This window comes from Liberiplasma polymorphum (genome assembly GCF_043951795.1).
Classification (GTDB): domain Bacteria; phylum Bacillota_I; class Bacilli_A; order Izemoplasmatales; family Izemoplasmataceae; genus Liberiplasma; species Liberiplasma polymorphum.
Map to the genome: position 1 here is coordinate 1 of NZ_JBIOAG010000037.1, position 19,266 is coordinate 19,266.

General features: G+C 34.2%; 13 protein-coding genes. 2 read left to right on the forward strand and 11 right to left on the reverse strand.

Going from position 1 to position 19,266, the window contains the following annotated elements:
- The first annotated feature begins 105 nt into the window (after positions 1 to 105).
- Both pulA and ACHAJD_RS08145 read left to right on the forward strand, forming a co-directional pair.
- The gene (gene pulA / locus ACHAJD_RS08140) at positions 106 to 2,979 is read left to right on the forward strand and encodes a type I pullulanase (RefSeq protein ID WP_435585366.1); all 2,874 of its coding nucleotides are present in this window, start codon (positions 106 to 108) and stop codon (positions 2,977 to 2,979) included.
- Positions 2,980 to 3,033: 54 nt separating this feature from the next.
- Positions 3,034 to 4,860, forward strand: a complete 1,827-nt coding sequence (locus tag ACHAJD_RS08145) for a glycoside hydrolase family 13 protein (RefSeq protein WP_435585367.1) — start codon at positions 3,034 to 3,036, stop codon at positions 4,858 to 4,860.
- A 37-nt stretch (positions 4,861 to 4,897) separates the two neighbouring features.
- Here ACHAJD_RS08145 and ACHAJD_RS08150 read toward each other — a convergent pair whose 3' ends face one another.
- From ACHAJD_RS08150 to zwf, 11 genes are all read right to left on the reverse strand, one after another.
- Complete coding sequence (locus ACHAJD_RS08150; RefSeq protein WP_435585368.1) at positions 4,898 to 5,959, reverse strand: sugar ABC transporter permease; 1,062 nt, start codon at positions 5,957 to 5,959, stop codon at positions 4,898 to 4,900.
- Between the two features lie 2 nt (positions 5,960 to 5,961).
- Positions 5,962 to 8,316 carry a carbohydrate ABC transporter permease gene (locus ACHAJD_RS08155; RefSeq protein WP_435585369.1) on the reverse strand — a complete coding sequence of 785 codons (2,355 nt, stop codon included), beginning with the start codon at positions 8,314 to 8,316 and terminating at the stop codon, positions 5,962 to 5,964.
- A 78-nt stretch (positions 8,317 to 8,394) separates the two neighbouring features.
- Positions 8,395 to 9,735, reverse strand: a complete 1,341-nt coding sequence (locus ACHAJD_RS08160; protein WP_435585370.1) for an extracellular solute-binding protein — start codon at positions 9,733 to 9,735, stop codon at positions 8,395 to 8,397.
- Positions 9,736 to 9,747: 12 nt separating this feature from the next.
- A complete protein-coding gene (locus ACHAJD_RS08165) occupies positions 9,748 to 12,069 on the reverse strand; it encodes a pullulanase-associated domain-containing protein (protein ID WP_435585371.1) in 2,322 nt (773 codons plus the stop codon).
- A 175-nt stretch (positions 12,070 to 12,244) separates the two neighbouring features.
- Entirely contained in the window at positions 12,245 to 13,111 is an 867-nt protein-coding gene (locus ACHAJD_RS08170; protein ID WP_435585372.1) for a DUF1189 family protein, read from the reverse strand.
- Complete coding sequence (locus ACHAJD_RS08175) at positions 13,104 to 14,702, reverse strand: alpha-amylase family glycosyl hydrolase (protein WP_435585373.1); 1,599 nt, start codon at positions 14,700 to 14,702, stop codon at positions 13,104 to 13,106. Before ACHAJD_RS08175 ends, ACHAJD_RS08170 begins: the two co-directional genes overlap by 8 nt.
- A gap of 127 nt (positions 14,703 to 14,829) precedes the next feature.
- The gene (locus ACHAJD_RS08180; protein WP_435585374.1) at positions 14,830 to 15,195 is read right to left on the reverse strand and encodes a DUF1475 family protein; all 366 of its coding nucleotides are present in this window, start codon (positions 15,193 to 15,195) and stop codon (positions 14,830 to 14,832) included.
- Positions 15,196 to 15,208: 13 nt separating this feature from the next.
- Complete coding sequence (locus tag ACHAJD_RS08185; RefSeq protein ID WP_435585375.1) at positions 15,209 to 16,438, reverse strand: M48 family metallopeptidase; 1,230 nt, start codon at positions 16,436 to 16,438, stop codon at positions 15,209 to 15,211.
- 13 nt (positions 16,439 to 16,451) lie between these two features.
- The gene (locus ACHAJD_RS08190) at positions 16,452 to 17,120 is read right to left on the reverse strand and encodes a DUF3159 domain-containing protein (protein WP_435585376.1); all 669 of its coding nucleotides are present in this window, start codon (positions 17,118 to 17,120) and stop codon (positions 16,452 to 16,454) included.
- A 91-nt stretch (positions 17,121 to 17,211) separates the two neighbouring features.
- Positions 17,212 to 17,838, reverse strand: coding sequence for a cyclase family protein (locus ACHAJD_RS08195; protein ID WP_435585377.1), 627 nt, complete (start codon positions 17,836 to 17,838; stop codon positions 17,212 to 17,214).
- Positions 17,828 to 19,192, reverse strand: a complete 1,365-nt coding sequence (gene zwf, locus ACHAJD_RS08200; protein WP_435585378.1) for a glucose-6-phosphate dehydrogenase — start codon at positions 19,190 to 19,192, stop codon at positions 17,828 to 17,830. Before zwf ends, ACHAJD_RS08195 begins: the two co-directional genes overlap by 11 nt.
- Between the last annotated feature and the right edge of the window lie 74 nt (positions 19,193 to 19,266).

Below are 19,266 nucleotides of genomic sequence, written 5' to 3' on the forward strand. Positions count from 1 at the left end.
AGAAATACTTTAACTAAAATAAGTAATCGTTATCACACCACTATTTAAAAAAAGTAAAGGGTTTTCATGCTATAATAATGTCGTATTTTAAGGAGGTATTATGATATGAAAAGAGTATTTAAGCTAAGTGTTATTTCATTTATGTTTTTAATGACGTTATTTTTATCAATTAATACGACAATAAAAGCAGAAACACCCGCAGAAACATTAATTATTAACTACCACAGATTTGATGGAAATTATACTGGATGGAGTGTGTGGTTATGGAGTAATCGTCCAACACCTGGTGATGGGCAAAATGTCAATTTTACAGGTTATAACGATGATACAGGTTCAAGACAACTTGTTTTAGACCTGGAAGGAAGCCATGTTGAAGGTTCAACGAGAGTCGGTGTTATCATTCGTACTGGGTCATGGGCAAAAGATGTTGCTATCGACTTATTTATTGATTTAACAAATCCAGATGAAAATGGTGTAGTAGAGGTATTCTTAGTGAGTCAAGACCCAACAGTATATTACGGAATAGAAGAACTCGATTTAACACATCGTTTTATGCAAGTTGATTTTTTAGACACGAATACAATTCGTTTTCAGTCAAGTAAATCTGACTTAACAATAGATGATATTACTGTTTTCGCTGATGAAACTGTTCTTGAAATTGATAATTTTTCGATGTCAGGATTTAATGGTACGGTTGAATTAGCGCAAAACATAGATTTAGCTAAAACACACCGTATTGAAGTTGATTTTGGGGATGGTCCAGCTAAATCATATAGTATAGGACTACGTGGCGTTTATGAGTCTGAAGCATTTAATGAGCAATTCGCTTACGACGGTGAACTCGGTGCAATATATACTAGTACTTCTACCACATTTAAACTGTGGGCACCAATATCAAGTGCTGTTTCACTAAACTTATATAATTATGGACATCATGGTGATGATGTAGATTATAACGATGTAACTGGTGAAGATACACCGTATGCAACCCATGATTTAGAGTATGTTGGACAAGGGGTTTGGCAAGTAACAGTAGATGGCGATTTGCATGGCAAATACTATACTTATAATGTTACTAACGGAAGTATTACTCATGAAGATGTTGTTGATCCTTATACACGTTCTGCAGGTATTAACGGAGAACGTGGTATGGTTGTAGACTTTTCTCGTTTAAATCCGGAAGGTTGGGTTTATGGAGAACGTCCACAAAACATTAGCCACTTTAACCAATCAATTATTTATGAAGCTCACATTCGCGATTATACCAGCCATGAATCATGGAATGGTACTGAAGAATGGCGTGGTAAATATTTAGGATTCGCAGAACTGGGAACACGTTACCAAGGGGTTAAAACTGGTTTTGATCATTTCGTAGATTTAGGCATTACACATGTTCAATTGCTACCAGTACATGATATTGGTATGGCCATTGATGAGCGTCGTATAAATGACCCTAATTATTCAGGTAGACAAGATACCATCTTTAACTGGGGTTACATGACGTTACATTTTAATACTTTAGAAGGTTCTTATGCTACAGATCCATATAACGGTGAAACACGTATTGAAGAGTTTAAAACATTAGTACAAACTTTCCATGAAAATGGTATCCGTGTTGTATTAGATGTTGTTTATAACCACACCGCAACAAGTGGGGATTCAAACTTTGAAAAAATCGTTCCAGGTTATTACTTTAGATTTAATGAAGATGGCTCATTTAGTAATGGATCAGGAACCGGTAATGAAACAAAGAGTGAAAACCACATGTTCCGTAAGTTCATGGTTGATTCACTAGTATTTTGGACAGAAGAATATAATATTAGTGGGTATCGATTTGACTTAATGAAACTCCATGATGTTACTACGATGCAAATGATACAAGAAGCCTTACATGAAATCGATCCTACAATCTTAATTTACGGTGAACCATGGGATGCTGGTGGAAGTAATCTTCCTGCCTCAGAAGCTGCTTATAACTCTAACTTAGATCGTTTACCTGGTATCGGTGTATTTAACGATGATACTCGTGACGGAATTAAAGGAAGTGTATTTAACGCTACTGATAGAGGCTTTGTTCAAGGCATTCAAACAACTCAAGTTATGAACCGTGTTATGTTAGGTATTGTTGGTGGGGTTTATCATAATCATGTCTCTCAAGCGTCTTTACCAAAAGGGTCTTGGGCACAACAACCTTATCAAGCAATTAACTATGTAACTGCACATGACAATAACACATTACATGATAAACTCATGTTATCTGCAAATACAGGCACATCATTTAACCAAATAAAAGATATGCAAAAACAAGCAAATGCAATTATATTAACTAGTCAAGGTGTACCATTTTTACATGGTGGTGTAGAAATGATGAGAACGAAACCTTGTGTTACTATTGGTGGAGAAGCTCAAGGTGAATGTACTGGTGGGTATGATCATAACTCATATCGCTCACCTGATGCGACCAACCAAATCGATTGGAACTGGAAAGTAGAACATAATGACGTATTTAACTACTACAAAGGTTTAATTGCTATAAGAAGAAACATTAATGTTTTCAGTTATGAAACCGCTGAAGAAGTTAGAAATAACATCGATTTCTTAATTACTCCAAATCAACCAGGCCTCATTAGTTATTTAATTACTGATGAAGATTCAGCATGGGAATATACACTTGTTGCCCATAATAATTCAACGGCAATTCGTTATATTGATTTACTTGGTCTTGAATGGAACATGGTCGTTAATAAAGATCAAGCTGGACTTGAGACAATTGAAGTTGTGTCTGGAAACTTAGAACTACGTCCGAACGAATCTGTAGTACTCTACCGTTTAGCTGATGGTGCCGTTTGGCCAATCATTCCAGATGAAGACGTCCCAAGTGGATTATCAACTGGTGCAATTATTTTAATTAGTGTTGGATCTGTTGTTGGTTTAGCCGCTGCAGGTACTACATTCTTCTTACTTAAAAAACGAGGATAATAACAATAAAACCTTAGCTTGAAGCTAAGGTTTTATAAAGAAATGAGGGATTTTATGCACTTTGATATGATTCATCACGAACCAAAGTCTCAATATGCTTATTTGTATGATAAAGATACCGTTCACATTAGATTACGAACAAAAAAAGGGTTAACAAGTGATGTTAAATTAATTTTTGGGGATCCATTTCTATACAAAAAAGGTAAAGATACAGATCGTTATGCCTGGTCACCTTATGAAGATGGCATATTAATGGAAAAAGATTATGAAACAGAGTTTTATGATTTTTATTTCATTGCCATTAAACCAGAGTATAAACGTGTGAAATATGCATTTATACTAGATAATCAGTACCTTTATGGTGCTAAAGAAGTTGTGGATTTACATGAACATAAAGGTTTACGTTTTAACTTATTCAATTATTTTAACTTTCCTTTTTTAAATGAAGAAGATCTATTTAAAGCCCCTACCTGGGTAAAAGACCAAGTTTGGTATTCCATTTTTCCAGAGCGTTTTAATAACGGGAATACTGATGTCGATAAGCCCAATATTTTACCATGGGGTAAAACGGATGAATATAGTAATGATTTACTTTTTGGTGGTGACTTAAAAGGCATCACGGAAAAACTTGAATATTTAAGTGATATAGGGTTTACAGGTCTTTACTTAACGCCAATTTTCCACGCAAGTGCTAGTCACAAGTATGATACGATTGACTATTACAGAATAGACCCTAGCTTCGGAACCAACGAAGACTTTAAAAAGTTAGTAGAAAAAGCCCATTCGCTAAATATGAAAGTGATGTTAGATGCTGTATTTAATCATTGTGGTTTAAAACATCCTTACTTTTTAGATGTATTAGAAAATGGTAAAAAATCTCCTTATTATGACTATTTTTACATTATAGATGAAAATAAGCCACTTTTACCTATTGATTACAAAGACCTTTTAAAAACACCGAGAAAACATTTAAGAAAACTATTTGAAGATGTCAGTGTAATTAACTACAGAACATTCGCATTCACACCATTTATGCCAAAACTTAATACCATGCATGAACCACTTAAAAAAGAACTACTCGATATTAGCGAATACTGGATAAAAAACTATGATATAGACGGTTGGCGACTAGATGTGAGTAATGAAATTCCTCATGCTTTTTGGAGAGCATTTAAAACGGTTGTTAAAAATGCAAAGCCTGATGCTTATATTGTTGGAGAAAACTGGGATAATTCAAATCCATGGTTAAAAGGTGATCAATTTGATGCCGTAATGAACTATGAAATACTATTTCCTATTTGGCAGTTTTTCGGGTTCCAAGAAGACTTCCCAAAAATCACTTCTAAGCAGTTTAAAGAACGTATCAACAAAGTATTAACTGATTATCCGAAAAACGTTTTAGAAGCAATGTATAACCTCGTGGATTCACATGACACTTCTCGCATAACACACATTTGCAATTACAATATTGATGTGGTTAAATTAGTCTATTTATTCTTATTTTCATTTCCAGGTTCACCAAGTATCTTCTACGGCGGAGAGATTGGTTTAATCGGTGCACATGATCCTGATAATAGACGCTGCATGCCTTGGGATGAAAAGAGTCATACCCATCCATTAAAATCATTTATCAAAGCCTTAATTACTCTAAGACAATCTGAAGAAAGTTTTAAGACTGTTGATTTTAAATGGCATACTGCCGAATTAGATGGTTTGCTGATATACCAAAAAAACGATTTGTTATATATTTTAAACAATCAAGATAAAGAAACTTCTTTAACCATTCCTGATGACTTTAAAAACGGTACGTTATTGTTAGGGACTGAAAGTTCACTACCTAATTTCTTATCAAAATACAGTTATTATGTAATTAAAAAATAAAAAAATTCCTACTTTCAATCAAGTAGGAATTTTTATTTTACCCTTTGTTTGCCCCTGCAGTGATTCCTTCAATTAAGAAACGCTGGAAGGTAATGTAAAGCACAGTAATCGGTACAGCAACCATAAGGGCAGCGGCTGCGAAGGCTGGGTAGTTTTGACGCTGAATATCATTGATAAACGCGAATATCCCTACCGCAAGTGTCCAGTTTTCTTCTGAACGAATGACGAAACTTGGTAAGATATAATCCATCCAAGGTCCCATAAACTGCGTAACCGCTACGAAACTAATTATTGGTACAGAGAGTGGTAATATAATTTTGAAGAATATTTGGAGTTTGTTCGCTCCGTCAATCCGAGCGGATTCATCCAGTTCTTTCGGAATACCTGATAAGTACCCTTTAATTAACCAAACATTAAATGGTATCCCACCAGCTGTGTAAATAATAACAAGTGCGAGTGGTTTATCAAGTAAGTTAAATGTATCAAATAGTGTGAAAATTGCTATAAGTGCTAAGAAACTTGGAAACATTTGTAAAACTAAAATAGTCATTAATCCAGCTTTTTTACCCTTGAATTTGTAGCGGGCAAATACATACGCTGTTCCTGTAATAAATAAGACCGCAAAAATCATGGTAAAGAAAGCGATTTGTAATGTATTCCAATACCATCTAGTAAACTGTGTTGTAACTTCTCTACCTGCGAATGTTCCAGATCCTGAAATTAAGAATCGGTAATTCCTTAATGAAGGATTCTCTGGCCAAATCGTATTTGGCATACCAGTTGTTGGGTTAAGAGAAGTTCCTATGATGTAAATAACTGGAATAATAACAATTACAGCTAGGATTAATAATTCTGCATATACCGCTAGAGTTCCAACGATATTACCCGGTCTAAAGACGTAATCAATGGCTTTTTTTGTAGCGCCGTCTTTTTCGTTTTTATGATTGAGTGCCATAAAAATCCCAAATCCAGGAATCATTCCTAAAGCACCATAATAAAGTTCATTTCTTGCACCTTTATGTTTTGCAAGTTGTACAGTAAAACTTTGGTGTACAAGTATAAAATATAAGATGATTAATATTATAAAGATTGTTGACATGATTAATCAACCTCCTTAAATGCACGTGTACGCGTAAAGTTCCAAGCTGATAATGTACCAATGATTAAGAAAATTAAGATACTAAATACACTTGCCATTGAATACCAACGAATATTATCGTCCGTTGTCAACTTATAAATCCACGAGATTAAGATATCCGTTTGCCCTGCAAAGGCGGTTGTAAAGTCTCCACCTGGTCCACCACCTGTGATGAAGTAAATAACCCCGAAGTTATTAAAGTTTCCTGCAAATGTCATGATTAATAGTGGACTTGTTGCAAGTAATACTAGTGGCATTGTAATAAATTTAAATTGTTGGAATCCTGTAGCTCCATCAATTGATGCCGCTTCATATAGTGATTTATCGATACTTGTCATAACCCCACTCATAAGTGCCATAAAGAATGGGAATCCTAACCAAATGTTTAATACAATTAAGAAAATACGCACAAACCATGGATTGGCTTCATTTGTAATCCATTGGATATGTTCATTTCCAAAGTATAAAAGTCTATCAATACCGGTCCCAGCTTCTGCAAATGATCGACCTAACATGCCATGTTCTCGCAAGAAATCATAAACCCATGTTCTACTTAATACCGTGTTAATATATCCACGATCTGCAAACATAACTCTAAAGACCATTTGTGAAATTAATGCTGGAATTGCCCAAGGTAATATAAGAATTCCACGCCAGATTTTTCGCCATGCAACATTTTTATTGTTTAATATGATTGCTTGGAAGAAACCACCAAAGAAACATGTGATTGTTGAGAAGACTGCCCAGATTAATGTCCACCATAATACGCGGAAGAATACTTCACCAAATGGCATTCCGCCACTACGTCCTAAAGTAAAAATTAATCTAAAGTTCTCAAGTCCTACCCAACTGATTAGTTGACCTGGCGGAATGTGTTCATTATTATAATTTGTAAATGCGACTAACATACCAAATAAAATTGGCATGATTGATATAAACGTAATTACCATTAAAGCTGGTAATAAAACTATATATTCAAACGCTTCTTCATAGACATGTTTGAAGTAATCTACCTCAGATAAAACCTCTTCATTATTTCTTCGCTTTTTAGCTGTAATATAAGCATCTCTAATACTCCATGTCATAATCACAGCAAAATAAAGCATTAGTAATGTTGAGATAATCCCACGTAATAATAATTGAGTCGAATGATGCCCTGTAATAACAATATTTCTACCTTCGAATGTACGTGCTCCTGCAGTAGGTAAGAAGAAATCAAATACACGGTGTTGAAAAATAACACGTTGTGGGACTTCTCCAAGAGTTGCAATACTCCATAATCCTTTTACAAAGAATCCTGCACGTTCATGGAAGAAATTATCAAATTGTTCAAGGTTTCTCTCATAAACTTCTAAATCATAACTAAAGTAAAGATTAACGAGCATTTTGTTATATGCATCTGCATTATAACTATCTCTATTAGTATTTACCCCTGCTTGTAGTGAGGTTTTAAAAGCGTTAATGTCTTCAAATTTTAAGTATTCAGTTCCATAAAGGTTCTTCAGAAATTCTAAATAAAAGTTATTGTAATATAATCTATAAACATAATCGTAATTTGATTGAAAAACATCGTCGTATATTTCAGCTGCATATTCATCAATTAACTGGGTACGTGACAATGTTCTTAAACGTGTAAAGTTTGCTGCAATATAAGCATCTAATGCTTCTTGATCATTAGGATCTAATTCAGCAGCCGTCATTTCTTCTATCGCAATGACCGTGATGCGATCAGTTAACATTTCATCATAGTTTTCAAGCATAGGTAATGCACGTTCTGCTTCTTCACGTATACGACGACTTGTTAAAATCATGATTTCATCAATGGCAAGTTGCTCTGCGATTGGTTCTAATTCATCAGATAAATCAAATTCATCATCAATTTCTCTTAAACGCATACCGAGATAATTGTATAAATCTGATGGATTAAAGACGACACGTCTACTTTCAGGTGCTACTAATTGTCCGCTGGCAGGATCCATAAAAATCCCATCATTTTCGTCAAATTCTAAATTGTTTAATTCCGCTACATAGTATAAAAAACGTGTTTCTTGGTAGATTCCCTGTTGATAACTGTAGTAATAATCTTGCATGTATCCTCTAGAGGTTTCAACAGTCATATCTCTACCAGGCATCTTATCGTAAATACTAAACTCTTGAGTATATGAACCTGTGATTACAAACTCGACAAGCATGAATATCGCGAAAAATACAAAAAAGAACAGTCCTTTGAACCATTGTCGGTTAAATACTTGTCCTAAGCCCCAAACAAGTCCTGAGGCAATACCTTTTAATATTGGAATGATCTTATCCATATTCATAAAAATAAATCCTTTCTATTATTGAGATTAGGCCATGAATTACTCCATGGCCTAAAAAATACTCAATAATGCTATTTATTAATCAACCAATCCTGCTTGTTCTAAGTATCCATTATTTGCAACAGTTGCTGCTTGTTCTGGTGTTCTTGTTCCGTTCCATGCTTGAGAGTACATACTTCCTGCGTTACTCCAGAAGTATCCCATTTCAGGAATAATTGGCATTGGATGTGAATAAACCATTTGTGCACTAATTCCACTTAGGTATTCGTCATCTGATACACCTTCAACAACAGAAACATCAACAAGTGCAGGTAATTTAAATGTTGTAGAATACATAATTTCTAATCCTTCAGTAGAAGTCATGAACTCTAAGAATTTAAATGCTGCTTCAGGATTTCTTGTTCCTCTATAAACAGCCGCCATTTGTACACCAGAGAAAGTAACTGGTTGTTGACCGTTGATTGTAGGAATTTGAGTTACACCGAATTCGAAGTCATTTAATTCTCCTGCATCAATAAAGTCAGCAATATTCCAAGGTCCTGTAATCATGTAAGGTAATACACCATTTAAGAATTTAGTTTTGTTCGCATCACCATGTAAGTCTCCTGCATCAAAGTTACGTAATGCTGGTTTAACAGTACCGTTTAACCAAGTTAATGCATCAATCATCTCTTGTGATCCAAGGTTAGGTGAATACTTATCTAAATGATCGTCTCCGAATAATTTAAATCCGAATGCCGTAGCTGCAAAGTGCATATCGTATGCATTTCCAACGTCTAGTCCAATCATAATTGATTCTAATGCTTCAAGTTCAGTTGCATATGTTGCTGCATGTGCAATAATTTCTTCGAACGTAGCAGCTGGTAGAGGTGATCCAGTTAATTCTTCTAATAAAGTTTTATTATAGAACATTGCTACTGATTCACCTGATAAAGGTGCACCAAATAAGAAACTTTGCGCATCGCCAGTACACTCGATAACACGATTGTTTACTTGATCATAACATGCAGTAGCAGTTTCGATTGCACTACTAATCATGCGTGTTTGTAAACTTGTTGCAAGTGAACCGGTAATTTCGTATAAAAGGTTAGAGTTTAATGCTTGTCCAATATGGTCATGTGGGAATACTACAACATCTGCTGCTGCAGGTGATCCACCATATAACTCTAAACGTTGACGTACATCAACAGCTCCAACTTGTTCATAAATTACTTTGATACCCGGGTTTGCTGCTTCAAATGCTGCAATTAAAGCATTTGCGTAAGAGTCGTCATCTAACCATACTCTAATGGTTTCAACACTTACTTGGTCTTGATCAAAGTTATATTCTGTTCCTTCAACTTGTTGAGCACATGCTATGGTAGTAAATGCTACTAAAACTAAAGTTGTTAGAAGTGCTATTCTTTTAAATATTGTCATAGTTTTACCTCCCTAGGCTCCACGGCGCATTTTTAAGAATGCTACCGTACCACCAGCTAATACAGGAACTGCAATACTTACATAGATTAATGCGATTCCTAAAGCGCCCATACCAGATTCTTCACCTTCAACAGTGATGGTAATGGTTCTTTCGGCAACGTTATTATATCTGTCTACTGCAATAATAATAATTTCATATGTTCCTGGAATACCAGTGTGTAAATATCCGTGTCCCTCTTTAATACTTACATTAAATAAAGGCACATTTTCTCCGTTAACAAATTCAGTTGCAGAGAATGCTGGTAATGAATATGTATCTCCAACTTGAAGTGTTATGTTAGTTCCACCGATTATTGAAATTGTTGGTGGTGTTGAAGGAAGTGAGAATTCAAAAGTTAATTCTTCCCCTTCTTCTCTAGAGAATGTAACAGTATATGGTGAATTTCCACCAGATAATTGTACCGCTTCAGTTAAGAATAAAGTGAACTCTTCGACGTTATTTGCTCCTGAAATATAGTTAATATTTTCAATTGCAACTACGTTTCCATTTTTATCTGTTAATGTAAACCACTCAGCATCAAAAATTGATCCTTCTTCGTTGGCAACACGTACAGGTTTGTTGAATTTTAATGTAAATGATTGAACACCAATTACAGATAAACTTTCGATTTCAAATGCGTTTGCAGTTGCTTCGAATGTTACGAAATCTTCAATAAATTCACATGTTCCTGCAATATAGAATACTGTTTTAAATCCTGACCCTTTAATATCAGAAATGTCGATAAATAAATCGTCACCACATTGTTTGTCCCAAGCATCAGTTCTAACAATGAATCCCATATCATCAGATGCATCAGGTGCAATTGAGAAATGAACGGCTTTAAATACTGGGTCTCCAATAGTCATACCATCAACACCGATAGTTGCTGAGAATGGTACACCAGAACCGCCAAATTGGTCACCTGCTTCAGTTCCACCAGTTCCCCAGTTCCAAACATTCCAATTTTCATATTCTTGAGTCGGATCGAAATAAACAACTGTTAATGTTCCGAAACCTTCACGTAGAGGTCCAAAGTTTTCGTCTTGATAAACGATTTCATTAGATCCTTCAAATACAAATACATGTTTTTCACCATTTTCATCAAATCCGACGAATTCTCCATCTTCTTTAATGACGATAGCACGGTTTGGTTTGTCTCCGCCATCAGCAGGAATCCAACCATCACGGTCGTTGTTTCCATCGCCCCAAGCACCGCTATAACGTAAGATAAATCCTATTTCAGAAGCTGCATTATCAGCGATGTTGATTTCAAATGTTGCACCGAAATCACTCATACCACTTCTTTCAATAGGTGCTTCACTTCCACCTGTACCTGTATCCCATGTCCAGATGTTTTCAGTAGTGTAATTACCATCCCAACGATGATAATGAACGATTACTTTACGCGGTGGTTCTTCTGGTTCAACTTCTACTTCTGGCTCTTCAACAACAAAATTAGTTAAGTCGATAGTATCAAAGTAAGAGTCTGTAGTAACATCACATGCTCCAGCTTGATAATAAACAACTTTATGTCCCGAACCTTTAATGTCAGAAATATCAATGTTAATGTCATCTGCACATTGTTTGTTCCAATCTGCATCTTTCATGATAAATCCCATGTTATCATCTGCGTTTGCAGCAATTTGGAAATGCCAAACACGGAATAATTCATTTTCTTCTCCGTCAATTCCTAAACGTCCAGCTGGGAATACATCTCCACCTGTACCGTCAGTTCCTGTACCCCAAACATGAGCACGCCATCCGTTGTACTCACCAGTTGGATTAAAGTAAATAACAGAAAGTGTTCCAAAATCTTCGTTAAGTGGTCCCCACTCTTCTCTTTGGTACATTACATGATTTTGTCCTTCAAAAACGAAAACATGTTTTTCACCATTTTCATCAAATCCGTCAAAATCATCACCAGATTTAATAGTGATTGACTTATTTGGAACTTCTCCATCAACTACGATACCGTCACGGTCATCTGGTTGAGGATCCCAAGCATCGGCTTTACGAATAATTAATCCGATTGATCCATCTGCATCATCACCTATTAAAATTTCGAAAGTCATTCCGAAATCACTAAGTCCAGCTTGAGCGATAGGTGCTTCACTACCGTCAGTTCCTGTTCCCCATGTCCATAGGTTAGTATCTCCATACACACCATCATAGCGATGATAATGCACGATTACTTTACGTTGTACGATTTCTTCTGCAAAAACAGGCGTGTTAAACGCTGAAAATAATACAAACACAAAGGTAAAAATTAAACCAATATTAAATAATTTCTTCATTAAATTTCCTCCCATATATTTAGAAAACTATTATATTGTACAAATGTAGAATACCATAGTAATTAAAAAATATTCAATACTAATTGCCTATGTAACAACTGCAAGCGGTTTCATGTTTACTATTATATAAAGAAAAGAAAAAAAACACCCAATAAATGAGTGTTTTTGAAAAGTCTTACATTTTATTTTCTAATAATCTAACATCGTTTTTTCGGTAAAAGACCAATGCGATTACAGGAGTCAAGAAATTAAAGACAATTGAAGTAAATGGACTGAGTCCAAACACCCCTAAAGAGAAGTTTACAATCGCTGGAACTGTTGCTGCTAAAATAAATAGTTTTAACATGTTCTTATACGTCAAAAACGGAGTTACTGATAGTTTGAAGATCATCGCTGCACCTGCAATAATGACGATATATAATGCGTTAAGTAAAATCATGCCACCTACTGAATATAGTAACAAGGGTAAAATCATAAACGGTTGTAAACTACGATATAATCCATCAAAGAACAAATAAGCCGCTTCTTCTTGATCTAACTGCTTAATCTCTGCAAAGTCTATTGGTTCAAACCCGCTATATGTAAGTACAAAACGTTGTCCTTCATCTAAGTTAATCACAATTCTAGATTCTTGTAATATGATTGCGTAAGTCCCTAGTTCTTCGTTTAAATAGGCATCACTAACATTATCACTGACATTTAAAAATACCTTGTATGTTTGGTCCCGATTAGTAATTTCATATTCGAAGACCTCATTTGTTTCACAATATAACTCTTGATTTAAAATACGACAGTCATTCGGTAAATCATCTGGCAACCATGCAGGGATATTTTCATGAAAATCCATTCCGAATCGACCATAATCAATATCACGCATATATATGACTGATATGCTAAGTGGTAGCAACATAAATAAGTTTATGATTAAAAAGTAAATAATAAACTGATAAAACGGAATTTTAAATAAATCAAACACTCTATCTTGTTTATATATAGGGTATGAAAACAGGTCAAAAAAACGTACTTTTTTCCCGTTATTCATTAGTTAGTACACTCCCAATACGGGCATCAGGTAAGCGTATAATAACTGTAGATTTTGGTGCTAAAATACCATCAAAATCAAATAACGTATAATATAAAATTTCTCCAGTTTCTTCTACCATAATATCGTTATTTCCTAAATTATGTAATACTAAGATAATCTCACGGTTAAACTCATCATAATCTAGAACACGGTAAAACCCTTGTAACTGGCTATTATTAAGTTCATAAGCCACTGCAGTTCCATATCTTAAGGCAATTGAAGATTGTCTTAAGTGAAGCATTCTGCTATAGATGTTAAATAACGATGCCTCATCTGTCATTTGAGTTTGAATCCCATCAACATTAGTATTGAAATTGTCTTGATAACCCCAATCATCCATAGGCCAAGTTGCTTTATATTCATTTTCAAATAACATTGGTAATCGTACAGATTCATCCCAAATTGGGGCCGTTCCACTGCGGGTACCTAGTACACCTAATTCTTCACCATAATATAAAAACGGGGTTCCTGGTGCTGCAATAAGCATTTCTGCAGCTAAGCGTAATCTTCTAGGGTCATTCCCTAGTTGTGAGGCTAAACGATCTTGATCATGGTTTCTTAAGAATGTTGATAAAACTGCATTTCCTTGACGTGCTTTAGCTAAGTTTTCCCAACGCACAACATTATCTACGTATTGAAAGTTTCCATTAGAATTGACAGAATTAATTACTAAATCTGAAAACTCAAAATGAAATACAGAATCCATGGAATCAAAGAAGTTTGCATACATAGAAAAACTATCCCAAACTTCTCCTACGATAAATGCATCGGGATAAGCTTCTTTAACTTGAAACTCCCATAAAGCAAGCGCAAATAACGTTTCATCAAGTGGGGATGAACTAGCAGGAATTTCTCCTTTACCATGAATGTGTAAAGCGGCATCTAATCTAAATCCAGAAACGCCTTTTTCTAACCAAAAGTGTGCAATCTTAGTCATCTCTTCTTGGACAACGGGTGAATGCCAGTTTAAATCAGGCATATATCCACCAAAGTATCCTGCATAATAGTGACTTGTATCTAAACGATGCCATATCGTTTGTCCCCAAGAACCTGTAGCATTTACACGAGTATCAGTCGAAGGGATTCTTCTATAAAACTGATCATAGGGTGCTTCACCATTTCTAAACGCTAAAAACCAAGGATGTTGATTCGATGTATGATTTAAAACATAATCTATAATAATTTTAATTCCACGCTCATTGGCTTCATCTAGTAAATTTTCAAAGTCCTCCATGGTTCCATACTCAGGATTAACGCCGTAAAAATCTAGGACATCATACCCATGTTTTGAATTGGTTGGATGAATAGGCATTAACCAAATTCCTTCAATACCTAAGGCTTCAAAATAATCTAAGTTCTCTGTTATGCCGTTGAAATCACCAACCCCATCACCATTACTATCCGCAAAACTTCTTACAAACAATTGATAGTAATTTTCATGATGAGGAAATACTTTGCTTAAGTCCACTGCTTCTTCATTATTTCTAAAACATCCAACTAATGAAATACTAAGGATGGTTAATAATGTTAATAGAAAAATCTTCTTCATTTATTTCACTCCTTTTAAATAACGAAAAAATTATAGCACAGCCATCCTTTAATGTAAACGCTTCAGCCTTGTGTAACCTATTCCCTTAAATAACTTACAAAATGCATAAATTAAAAAACACACTGAGTTATTCAGTGTGTTTAGGGAATTCTTGTTTAAGAATGGCGTCTTTTCTACTTCCTAAAAATAGTGTTAACCAACTACCCTTTGAAGTATGCAGGGCATAAAGTGTGTAAATGGCCCCTGTAAAGAAGCCAAATATCATCATAAGGATGACCCAGATGATACTATATACAATGTTTTTTTCTCTAAAGACAATCCACAATGAAAATAGTGCGAATCCTACATATAAATCCACTAGTGAAACAATACCCCAAGGATTACTTAAGATGAGACCACCATCTTCACTAAAGTCTCCCACTGTAAATCCGTAAATTAAAACGCCGAACATACTTAAAAATCCTAATAACGAAATAATCTTTGCGACTTTCATATAGACACCTTCTTTAGTTTTTTAGTATTGCATTTATTCTAAGTGCCATCTCTGGATGAGAATAATAAACAAATGCATACCACTTATGCGGATTTAAATCTGAATAGTTTTCTTTAGCAAGTCCTTTAAGTGCAGACACCATATGTTTTTTATCAACATATTTACCACTAAATGCGTCTGCTTTATATTCTGCTTTTCTACTTAAATAGTTCGCTCCAATGCCTAATATAAAATTCAATGGAGAAAATAGTACCATTAACATAATTAACGCAAATCCAAAGGTCATTTCAGTTAATCCAAAGGTCGTTGCTAAGTCATTCCATAAAAGAATTGCAGTAATCATCGCACCGAATATTGCAAATATAACGGCTTGTTGAACCATAATTTTAGTGACATCTTTATGCACTGCGTGACCAAATTCATGCGCAAGTACTGCTAATATTTCCTCATCATTTAATTTATCAACTAATGTATCAAATAATACAATTTCTTTATTTTTACCAAAGCCTGAGAAAAACGCATTAAGTTTTGTTGAACGTTTTGAGGCATCCATTATATAAATTCCTCTAACTTTAAACCCGATTTCCTTAACTAACGTTTCAATTTTAGTTTTTAAATCACCATCTTCAAGTGGTGTTAATTTGTTAAATATTTTTACAAATACACGTGTGTTTAAATAAGCAAATACCAATAACACTGTCATTAATATAAGCCATGATAAGCCAATAAATGTCAGTAAATTATCATCAAATCTTAAATAGACTGAATTTAATAAAGCGATAATTCCTCCTAATAAAACCACCGTTAAAAGTAATGCTTTTAGTTGATCTAGTAAAAACGTTTTGATGGTAGTTTTATTAAATCCGTATTTTTCTTCAATCACAAACTGAAAGTAATATTTGATTGGGATATTTAATACAAAGAATATCCCCATATAAAACCCAATAAAAATAAGTGTTTGAAGAATTGTGCTTTCAGATATGTTTCTTGATACTTCTTCAAATAACCCAAAAACTCCTGTTAATAAAAATACAATGATTAATAAGACGCTAAGTGTTCTAGATGAAAACTGAATTTTAAATACTTCTGCTTGATAAGCACGCCAATTTTTATAAGCATCCTCGTCATAAACATCCGATACCACCGCTGGAATCGGTTGGTTCTTTTGCCCATTATTAAGCAATGATAACCCTAATTCTAGTAAATAAATACCCACAATAATCCCTATTACTAAATATGCCATTTTTTACCTCCTATTAAAACCCTCTTGTTTGTCCTTTCCAAGGGGGATTTTTTCCTTCAATAAATTCATCAACTCCAGGGCCTCCAAGTTTTCTTAATCGCCAAATACCGTACACATAACTCGTAATCAGTACAAGTATCGTGACCGGAAACCCTAATAGTGTGTTCATCCAAACTAACCTAACCACATCATCCTGAAGATATAGTACACCTTGAATCACAAGTCTAAATAAGAAAAATAAAGCCCATAAAACAGTTACTTCCATATAAGCTGGTATAACATCTTTTCTCCAAAACCATTCTATTTGCCAACCCCTAGTTAAATGACTCGCATAAGCAGCCATCGGTTTTCTAAAAATTAAACTGATTAAAGCAACTATAAACAATACAAAACTTCCTATTATTCCAGGTAGAAAATAATTGGTTGCGTTTTGAGCAATATAAGCAAGTGATGCCGCAAATACAACAGTGAAGAATCCGAAAAACGCATAGACACTTTTTTTCTTAGTTAAGACACGAAATAATACAATAATAAACGCAACACTTACTGCAACAATTGCAGCGATATTTAACTCGAATAATGCATTAAATATCACAAACAAAAAAGGCGGCAACAATGCATCTAATGTTTTGCCTGAAGTTACTTGTTTTAGTTCATCTAAAAGTTCCTTAAATATTGCCATATAATCATCACCTTTTTAATTATTATAGCATGATTGCTCTATTCTATTAGTAGAATACATTAGAACCATAAAAAAAACGTTTAACTTTTCGTTAAACGTTTGATTTATCAATTAACACTGCTCTAACTGGTAAAGCCTCAACATTATCTATTTTAAGTGGTAAACATATAAAGTGATACGTGCCTTCTGAAACTTTATCTAGTTTAATACCTTCTAATATAACTATATCATTTTTCAATAAGGTATCATGAGTTGGATGATTTGGTTGATTGCGTTCTATCCCTAAAGCATCAATTCCAACCCCTCTTATGCCTTTACTTACTAAGTACTTAGCCGCATCAAGTTTTACGTAGATAAACTCGAAATTAAACGCCTCTTCAAAACTGTTTTTTGTTTTAAATAATACAAAATCATTTTTTTGAATATCTAAGGCGGTTAAGTCCGCTTCTGTAATCCCATCATTCACATGGGATAGATCAAAGACGGTTGCTTCTCCAATAAATGGTTCTAAGGCGTGATCTTGTGAGGTTTTTCCGTTTTCTAAGGTGTGCAGCGGAAAATCAATGTGTGTCCCAGTGTGTAAGTTCATTTTAATATCTGTTTCATAAACGCCGTTTTCTTTAAAAGATGCTGATTGAGTAAATACTGGTTTTTTAGCTTCACGATTTTTATAAACCATCATGTCTTCATTTATACTTACACTAATATCATAAATCATAAAGTGCCTCCTTTGTTACTGCTTTAATGGTTTTTACTATATCTTTGTAATTTTTATAGACGTAACATTTTTGGTCATATTTTTTGATCTCATCAATTACTTTCCATGAGGTTTCGATTTCATCCCATCTCGTAAACAATGTCGCATTTTTATTTACTAGATCAAGTAATAATCTTTCATAGGCTTCTGGACTATTTGTTAGGATATTACAATTATGACAATAATCTAGAGGTACTGGATTAATCTCATCTGTTAACCCCGCAGATTTTACATTTAGTTGGAAATAAATCCCTTCTTCAGGGGACACTTTTATAATTAACTTGTTGTGTGGTAAATGCGTATCCCATAGTTTTTTACTATGCGTATTTGATTTAAATTCAATGATAATTTCTGAGCGCTTATCATCTAGGTTTTTCCCTGTTAAAAAATATATTGGGACGTTTTTCCATCGGTGATTGTCTACAGTAGCTTTAAAAAAGACGAATGTTTCTGTATTAGATGATTTCGGAATGTTTTTTTCATCTAAATAACCCTCATATTGTCCTAAAACGATATCTTTCTTATCAACTTTTAATTGTTCTAGCACTTTTACTTTTTCTGCTCTAATACCATTTGCGTCAAAGCTTTCTGGTTCATTCATTAAAGTAAGAGCCGCCATTTGCATTAGATGACTTTGTACCATATCTTTTAAGGCACCTACTTTATCGTAATAGTTTCCTCTAGACATTACCGTTTCTTCTTCTTTTGCTATAATCGATATACTTTTTATTGCTTCGTTACTCCAATTATTTTCAAACACACGATTCGCAAATCGCATAACTAAGATATTTTGTATCATTTCTTTTCCTAAATAATGATCAATTCTATAAATCTGTGACTCGTCAAAATATTCCCATAATTCTTTATTAATTGCATGGGCAGATTTTAAATCTTCCCCAAAAGGTTTTTCAAATACTATGCGACTAGATTCATCACCTTTTTCAATCAACTTTGCTTGACTTACGCCTTTAGCAATAGTAGGAAATAAATCGGGTGGTGTGGCTAAATAGAAAATATGATCTAATGTTTTTCCATTTTTTTGAATATAATCTTTGATTTTATTATAGTCATCTAAATTAGTAATATCCATCTTCACATAAATGATGAACGATTCGATAGGTGAAATATCTAATTTACCTAATTGTTCTTTAGCGTCTTTTATATAACTATCCGTATCAAAGTCAGCACGACCTATACATAAAATTTTAGTTTTTTCATCCAAATGCCCTTGCTTACCTAATGCAGTAAGTGCTGGAAAGAGCTTTTTGTACATCAAGTTACCAGTTGATCCAAATATTGTAATTAAATTAGCCATAACTTATTTACCTCATGCTCACTAATTAAATCACACTTAGTGGCAATTACTTTCTTAAATATTTGATTTCATCA